The sequence below is a fragment of the Myroides albus genome, from assembly GCF_009711045.1.
GTDB lineage: Bacteria > Bacteroidota > Bacteroidia > Flavobacteriales > Flavobacteriaceae > Flavobacterium > Flavobacterium album_A.
Genome location: NZ_WMJX01000065.1, coordinates 1 through 8,531, shown reverse-complemented (window position 1 = coordinate 8,531; position 8,531 = coordinate 1). Strand labels below are relative to the sequence as shown.

The window sequence follows — 8,531 nt, the reverse complement described above, 5'->3', positions numbered from 1 at the left end:
TTAGCTTATGAAATATGTGGTTGCTCGCGTGGATACGTAACTATAAGCCTTGAATTCTACAGTATCTTTTTTAAAGGAAAATATTTATTGTAATTTTACTAATATTAGTATAATGGAGTAAATGGGGGTTATTTACTTCATAATTAATTATTAAAAATATTTATAGACTAAATTTATTGAGATAATGATTGAAAAATTAGATAAAGTAATATCTAAGCTTTCTGTAAGACTGAAAGATGTAAATAATGGAGCTTGTATTGGAACAGGTGTAATATATTATTCGGATGAGTTAAAGGAAAAGCTCTATGTATTAACTGCATCTCATTGTTTGTTTGAAGATGGAGATAAGTTTCAAAACCAGAGAGTTGAGGTAGAGATAGATTTTTTATATAAGGATCTAACTTCTTATAAATCATTAAAAGTTACGATAAATTCAAATTTATTATTTAAAGAAGAGAATAAAGATGTTGCTGTTCTTGTATTAGATAAAAAAGATGTCGAAGGTATTCTAGGCGAAATCCCCAAAGTTAAAGTAGTAAAAGAAAAAAGTACTTATAATGATTTTATCATTAAAGGATTTTCAAAGGCTACACAAGGCAAAGAGTTAGCTGTATTATATCCTAAATGGATTCAATTATTAGATGATAGATTTCAATTAGAATTATTAGAAAATTATACATCATATAATACAATGGGATTCTCTGGAAGTGGTGTTTTTATACAAACGGGAGCAGATGTTTTTCTTTATGGTATTTTTACAAGGTTTAGAGCTGAAGAAAAAGGAAAGGTTATTTATGCTCAATTTATTGATATAGCAAATGAATTTCTTGCAAAGAGTTATTTACCATTAATTCAGTTCAACTATTTTGCTAGTTATGATCTAACGGATGATTTTTTTAAAAAGCATATTAAACAATCAATTACTGGTCTTGGACCTAGATTTAGTGAAGTCCTAAATTTTCAATTACCTATTGCAAAAGTATTTAATGATATAGCAAAGGATACAGTTTTTAAAAGACAATTTACGGCAATATTTGATGAATGGATAACTGGGTATGGATATAGGAAAATTGTAAACAATACACATTTAGAACAAATTGAGGTTGAATTTGAAGAGGTTAAATCAATAGTTTTAGAATGGATTAGAGCATTAAATTTTTCAGTTGAAAATAAGATTGATATTCAATGGCTACTTGATAGAATAGAATCAATAAATTCTAAAGTAAATGAAAAATCAACTGAACTGTATAAACTAAGAAGTGAGAAAGATAGTTTTAAATCTAATAGAAGTCATAATTATGAATTTCCTTACGAGGCTGAATTATCTAGATTAAGAGAAATTAGACGATATAATGAAGATTTTATTTTTAGTATTACTAAAAAAATAAATATAAAGTTATCAAATAATCCTTATTTGATAGTTAAAGGTGATGCTGGAAATGGTAAATCACACTTGTTAGGAGATATCGCACAAAAAAGAGTAAATAGTAACTTACCTACATTACTTTTATTAGGTCAAAATTTTCATAGCAATAAAACTGTTTGGGAAAATATTAGATCAGAACTTGGACTTAGCTGTTCTGAAAAAGAATTATTGATAGAGCTAAATAATATAGGAAAACAAATAGGTTCTAGAGTCCTAATATTAATTGATGCTATCAATGAAGGAGGAGGAGCTGATTTGTGGTATGATAGAATAGCATCATTTATAAATGATTTTTTAGATTACCCTTTTCTTGGGTTAGTATTATCTATTAGAACAACTTATATTGATTATGTTATTCCTGATGAACTATTAAAAAATAGTAATGTATCAGTTTTAAATCACGAGGGTTTTAAAGGGAACGAGTATATGGCTTTAAAGTTGTTCTGTGATTTTCATGAACTAAAGCAACCCTATTTTCCAATTCTAGCACCAGAGTTTTCCAAACCATTGTTTTTAAAAATAATATGTGAGGCTGTAAAAGAAACTGAAGAAAAAACGTTCCCTCAAGGTTTTCAAGGAATAAGCAGTGTTTTTCGCATGTATATTCATACTTTGAACTTAAAGTTTGAAAGAAAAAGACATGAATATAAAAATCGTAAAATAGTTGAAAAAGCAATACATTATCTTGCTTACCAATGTTTTCAGAAAGAAGAGAGATTCTTGAGGCTGGAAGAAGCATTTGAATTATTTGAAGATAAATTTTCCCAATTCCCACACCTTATAAACGACTTAATTGAAGAGAATGTTTTTATAAGAAGAATTGATTATGATTATGAAAATAAACAAAATGAAGAAGTAATCTATTTCTCATATGAAAGATTAGGAGACTTTTTTATTGCTGAAGACTTATTGAATAAGTTTGAAACTAAAGAAGATTTAATAGTTTCTTTTCAAAAAGGAGGAGAGTTTGGTAGGTTGATTGAATATACTTTTTGGCATTTTGATGGACTTTTAGAAGCTTTTTCTGTTCTATTACCTGAAAAATTTGGATTAGAGATTTACGAAGTTTTTTCATGGGTATTTACTGACAAGGTAAGTGATCAATTTTTAAGAAAGCAAGATGAAGATAGTGTTAATAAGTTTTTCTTAGATAGTTTAAATTGGAGAGCGGTTAATAGTATTGATAATGATAAAATTACAAAATGGTTTAAGTCGGGTAGTTTTAATATAGATTATGACCAATATTTATTCAAGCTTTATGAGCTTGCACCTGTCCAGAACCATCCTTTTAATAGTGATAGAATTAATAAGATATTCAAAGGAGTCAAGATGTCAAAAAGAGACGGTTTTTGGCAGAGGCACATGTTATGGTTTTGTGATTATAATGACGAGAATGTAGCCTATCCTATAAGAAGATTAATTGACTGGGCTTGGACTCCCAATGTGTCAAAAAATGTTGATTTTGAAACTGCTCGTTTAACAGCTCAAGCTTTAGTATGGTTATTAGCATCAACTCATCGAAAGTTAAGAGACCAAACCACAAAAGCCTTAGTCAACCTATTAGAACAACAACCAGAAGCTTTAATTTCAATATTAAAAACTTTTAAAAACATAGATGATCTGTATATTTTAGAAAGAATTTATGCTGTAGCGTATGGTTGTGTTTTAAGAACTGAAAAAATAGAATCAGTAAACAAAATAGCTAATACTGTATATAGTTATGTGTTTAAAAATGGGACACCACCTAATCATATTTTATTAAGAGACTATGCCAGGAATATTGTAGAATATGCTATTTATTTAAATCCTAATCTAAAAATTGATTTAAGTCTAGTACGTCCACCCTATAAAAGTAAAATGCCTGAAAGTTTTCCAACTGTAGAGAAAATAAAGGAGTATGAATTAGATCAAGAAAGTTTAAGTTTTAAACAGAATAATAGTAGAATGCATAATTTAATTTCTTTTTCAGTATTAGAGTGGGACTTTGGACGTAAGATTATAAAACCTGCATTAGAAAAGTTTAAATCTGAATCTTTTACTTTTAAAGAAGAGTATAAGTTGTTCTATAGGTCTTTAAACAAATCTCAAAGAGAAATTGTAACTTCATTTAAGAAATATGAAGAAATGCATGTCAGGTATACTAAGAATGTACCAAGAGCAAAGGAAATTTTAGGAGAAGAGAAGTATGCATTTCATATATCAGTAAGAGAGGATTTTTATCAAAGATTATTACTAATGTCTGAAAAGTATTTTGATACTGAACAGATGGCATATTTAAAATATAAAATACTACCATACTTAAAAAGTATTAATAGGAAAGATAATCGATATGATAATGCTTTTGACACTGAACCAATTAAAAGATGGATAGTAAAAAGAGTCTTTGATTTAGGATATGATTGCAAATTACATGGTGAATATGATGACTCTTCAGAAAGGAATAGTAATAGAATTGAGAATAAAGTCGAGAGAATAGGGAAAAAATATCAATGGATTGCTTTTTTTGAAATTTTAGCAATGGTTTCTGATAATCATGAAGTCTTTGAAGACTGGACAGGGAAGTCAAGTTATTACAAAGGACCTTGGCAAATGTATTTAAGAGATATAGATCCAGCTTTTATATGTAAGGATGTAGAAGAAGATAACAAAGAATTGGATTATCCTTCTGAGGATAAAAAATGGTATGATGAACCTGTATATAATAATTGGCAGGAAAATGATGCACAATGGGTAGATAATCTATTGGATTTACCTACTGTGAAAAATATTTTGGAGAAAGAGGATATTGATGGTAGTAAATGGCTTTCTTTAAAGAAGATGGTAAAATGGATAGAACCAAAATCTATTGGCCAAGATGAATATGATAGAAGAAGGAAAGAAGTATTCTATATGTTACAGGGATATCTTGTCCATAAAAGGGATAAATCAAAAATTACTAAGTGGTTATCTAAGCAAAATTTTTGGGGTAGATGGATGCCTGAATCATCAGTTCCATTAAGTTTAATAAATAGAGAGAATTTTTGGTCTCCAATATATAAGAATAGTGAAAAGGTTAGAAAGTGGGAAACTATTTCAAATACTAACTATAAAGTTATAATAGCTTCTACTGATGCTGTTGGAGAAATGTCTGATGATAAATCAGGAGCTCATTTTTATTATGATATGCCTTGTAAAACTCTTTTTGAAGGATTAGGGTTAAAATATGCCCCTATTGATGGGGATTTTATAAATCTTGAAGGAAATTTTGTTGCACAAAATATAAATCATAGAGATTTATTATTCAAAAAAGAAGAACTTTTAAACTATCTTAAAGAGAACAATCTAGAGATAATTTGGACACTTTTAGGAGAGAAGATGTCATATAATTCAAGAGATTTGAACAATAATCACTTTAAAGAACTAAGTGGAGTTTTCTATATTGAGAATGATATTGTAAAAGGAGATATTATATCATTCGATAGGGAGTAAAAGAATATAAAAAATGGAAGTAAAATTTTATCAAGCGGAATGTGGAGATGCAGGTAGTATTCGTTTTTTAGGTACTGATAAAAAGTACCATAATATTTTTATTGATTCTGGATATAGTAGAACATTTAGGCATGTGTTAGAAGAAGAGATTCAAAAGATCATAGATAACAATGAGAAAATTGATTTATGGATAATCTCACATATTCATGATGATCATATAGGAGGAATAATAAAATATATAGAAACGATACTATCGGGCGAATATAGGGATGTAATTGAAAAAATCTGGTATAATGTGCCACGAGAAAGTCAAGCTAAAGACATTTTTTATAATGTTAGCGATAGTAGAAGTATTAATCAAGGAGATCTTCTTTATAATTATATTAACCTGAAAGGTAAATTACTAAATTTTGATTTAACGAATTCTTTAGAACCTATTGATATATTTGGTTTAGAGTTAACTATACTATCTCCGACAAGTTCTCAATTAAATAAATTAAGAAAGAAGTATAAATCTACAACAAAAGACCTTGAAAAGCAGGAAAGAGAAGATTTAATTAGTGATGCAGTTAGTTCTTTAGGAAATGATTATAATATTTTACTTAAAGATTTTGATTTAAGTAATTGGATAGGAGATGATTCTGTTGAGAATGGAAGTAGTATTGCTATCTTAAGTGAATATGATGAGAAAAAAGTTTTATGGCTTGCTGATGCACATCCTAATATTATAGTAGAATCCATTAAAAAATTGGGATATAATTACAAAGACAAACTAGAATGTGAATGGGTTAAAGTTGCTCATCATGGTAGTAAAGGAAATAATAGTGATGAACTATTTAAACTGTTAGATTGTAAAAATTATGTATTTAGTGTAAACGGTGAAAATAGACATAATCTTCCTAATAAAGAATGTGTTGCTCGTCTTTTAAGGAATTCTGATAGGGATCTATTAGGTGATAAGTACAATATCTATTTCACTTATGATAATGAAGTATTAAGAGAAATATTCGAGAATGATGAAGATAATATTTTTGATAAATATCATTTTAATGTAGTGTATCTTGACAATAAATATATTACGATAAATGTTGAATGATGTATTTAGTGTAATCTAGTGTATCCTGATTACACTAAATACATCAGTAAAACTTTGTAAATCTATAAGTAAGATTTTTTAATCTCAATTTTATTACTTACAATTATATCTTGAGTTTTTTGAATAATAGGTTCTGCTATTTTGTAAATCTCTTCGAATTTACTCTCTATATATGAGTCATTTTTAAATTCATCAAAATCAAATGGAATAGCTATGTTATTATAAATTTTCCAATCGTTATTTTCGTTTGCACATATTAGCCCTTGTTGCATGAATATTTTGTGTAAACATTGATTTAACGATAGATCAAAATCTGATACACTTAGCAAAAAAACAATTCTTCTTTCCTCTTTTTCGAGCGAAATTTCAAACAAGAAAGGTTCTTTATTCTTCCATGCTCTTTTTGCTGATTTCACAGGTTTTAAAATGTTACTTATTTCTTTTGTAGTAAACCTACTGAAACTATAATCCTCAGATCCTCTTACATAGTTAGGAAGTTTATGATGTAAAAAATGATTAAACTTATTGGTAATATAATTTAGGTCTGACTCTACATTTTGCATGACAAAGTCAAAAGTATCTTTGTATTTTGCATATAATTCTGCTGCTAGAATATTCTCTGGATTATTTTTCATTAGATTTTCATTTATTGAGTGTAAGTAGTCTTCTATATAAATACGTGCTCTTGTATTGATATTTAAATGTTCTGTTTTTAGGACACTTTCAATATGATGAGCTATCTGTGAATATGAATAAACAATATATTCATTGTTCTTCTTAGGTAATTTCCCATTTGGTGTTAAGAAAACTAGAAAGTGATTTGATATATGTGGGTAAACAGACTTTAAATGTTTAGTATATTTAGTTAATTGATCTGAATGTTCATCGCTATCGATTTTGTTTTCAACTGCAATTATCATATTATCAAATTCAATAAAAATATCAATGTCATTTTCAGTTTCCCTTTTTATCCATTTAAACTTAGCTTGATTTAATAGGTCTTTATCTTTTACTATATCTGAAAGAAAGAGACTTAAAAAAATATTTCCTAAACAATGTTTTTCATTTGGATCTAATAACCAAGCTAGAAAAGTGGAATGTCTTATTTCATATCTGTCTAATTTAAGAACATTAAACAGGTTCGGTTCTTTGAGATCATTAACTAATTTTTGAAAATATGAATCTGATTCTAATTGTTTTAGTTTGTCTATCATAATAGTTTATATTTAAAATTCAACTGCTCAGCTAGCAATTGTATATTTTCTTTCCTTTTTAATGGCTCTATCCAATGCTTAGGAATACTCTCAAATCCATATAAAATACCTGCCAAGGCTCCTGTAATTGCTCCATTTGTATCAGTGTCTTTACCTAAGGACATAACTTTTAAAATAGCTTCTTCATAACTATTTGTAGTAAGTATAGTTTGAAGAGCAATTTCTAAACTTCCCACTACAAATCCTCTATTATTAAATTCACTTGGATCAATCTCTTTAAAATTTGGAGAGAAGATACGTTTAAAGTATTCATTTTCCTGATATGTAGAAGCCAAGTCATTTATAAGGCTTTCATATGCTAGACGTACATCTTTAGTTAAAACAAGATGTTTGGCATAGATAAGATAGATATAACAGCTATCTATAGCTATTTTATGTGCATGAGTTAAACTACTAAAGTTACTAATATAGCTGTAAGGATATGTAATGTTCTTGTCATATAAGAGCGGAAAGAGTAAAGGAGATATACGCATTAAAGAACCATTTCCATTGTCGCGTTCTGTATTGAGTCCTGCCGTTCTCCAATTATAATCATTTGCAAAATTTTCAATAGCAAATAAAGTTGTTCTTCCAATATCAAAAGTGTCTCCATCAGCAGTCCAATAACCTTCTTTCATCCAATCTTTAAAACGATCCATTAAATCATTTAAATCACTTTCTTCAGAGACTAAATATTCTGCTGTACAAAAAGTTAGAGAAGAATCATCACTAAAGGTTCCAACAGGTTTATGCCAAGAACCAAACCCAATTAATCTATTAGGTTCATTTTGATAATTAGTTTTAACAGATTCTATATCTATTTCATTTGGATACTTAAATTCGATAGGAACTCCTAAAGCATCAGCTACTGCTACACCGAATAGGATATCTTGTGCTAAGTGGGACATTTTATACTTGTTTTTAAAGATTGCCTCTCAAAATTAAATCATATAAATGGCATCCCAAACTCTTAAGAAAGGATTCTTTGTTTTTTATAAGTAAACTCTCTCAAAGATAAACCAAGGCTATAAATGTTAGTAATAAATACAAAGAATTAAACTTTATAACAAAATTTCCTTGTATCTATTTATTTTTCCATCTCTAATAACCTCTATACCTTTCTCTTTTTCAATGTTTCTAAGAACATTTGATATCTCTCCACTTTTAAGTGAAATATCAATTAACTCTTTTTCTAGTAATTCTTTCTTTATATCAGCTACAGTTTTTGGGGTATTAAAAAAATTCTCTGATATTGTAAATCGTCAGCAAAAAGTGGACAATTAAGATA

Annotated in this window: 4 protein-coding genes; 2 read left to right on the top strand and 2 right to left on the bottom strand. The window is 28.1% G+C overall.

The window, feature by feature from the left end:
* The first annotated feature begins 184 nt into the window (after positions 1-184).
* The gene (gene avs2 / locus GJV76_RS14645) at positions 185-4,894 is read left to right on the top strand and encodes an AVAST type 2 anti-phage system protein Avs2 (RefSeq protein WP_155093336.1); all 4,710 of its coding nucleotides are present in this window, start codon (positions 185-187) and stop codon (positions 4,892-4,894) included.
* 13 nt (positions 4,895-4,907) lie between these two features.
* Positions 4,908-5,990 carry an MBL fold metallo-hydrolase gene (locus GJV76_RS14640; protein ID WP_074748487.1) on the top strand — a complete coding sequence of 361 codons (1,083 nt, stop codon included), beginning with the start codon at positions 4,908-4,910 and terminating at the stop codon, positions 5,988-5,990.
* Positions 5,991-6,052: 62 nt separating this feature from the next.
* On the opposite strand, the gene GJV76_RS14635 is transcribed toward GJV76_RS14640, so the two are convergent.
* Both GJV76_RS14635 and GJV76_RS14630 read right to left on the bottom strand, forming a co-directional pair.
* Positions 6,053-7,204, bottom strand: coding sequence for a PDDEXK-like family protein (locus tag GJV76_RS14635; protein ID WP_155093335.1), 1,152 nt, complete (start codon positions 7,202-7,204; stop codon positions 6,053-6,055).
* The gene (locus tag GJV76_RS14630; RefSeq protein ID WP_074748163.1) at positions 7,201-8,151 is read right to left on the bottom strand and encodes an ADP-ribosylglycohydrolase family protein; all 951 of its coding nucleotides are present in this window, start codon (positions 8,149-8,151) and stop codon (positions 7,201-7,203) included. Before GJV76_RS14630 ends, GJV76_RS14635 begins: the two co-directional genes overlap by 4 nt.
* Between the last annotated feature and the right edge of the window lie 380 nt (positions 8,152-8,531).

Bases quoted from the DNA above. Each gene is read 5' to 3' on its own strand.
- avs2 (WP_155093336.1), top strand. From the start codon at position 185: ATGATTGAAAAATTAGATAAAGTAATATCTAAGCTTTCTGTAAGACTG.
- GJV76_RS14640 (WP_074748487.1), top strand. From the start codon at position 4,908: ATGGAAGTAAAATTTTATCAAGCGGAATGTGGAGATGCAGGTAGTATT.
- GJV76_RS14635 (WP_155093335.1), bottom strand. From the start codon at position 7,204: ATGATAGACAAACTAAAACAATTAGAATCAGATTCATATTTTCAAAAA.
- GJV76_RS14630 (WP_074748163.1), bottom strand. From the start codon at position 8,151: ATGTCCCACTTAGCACAAGATATCCTATTCGGTGTAGCAGTAGCTGAT.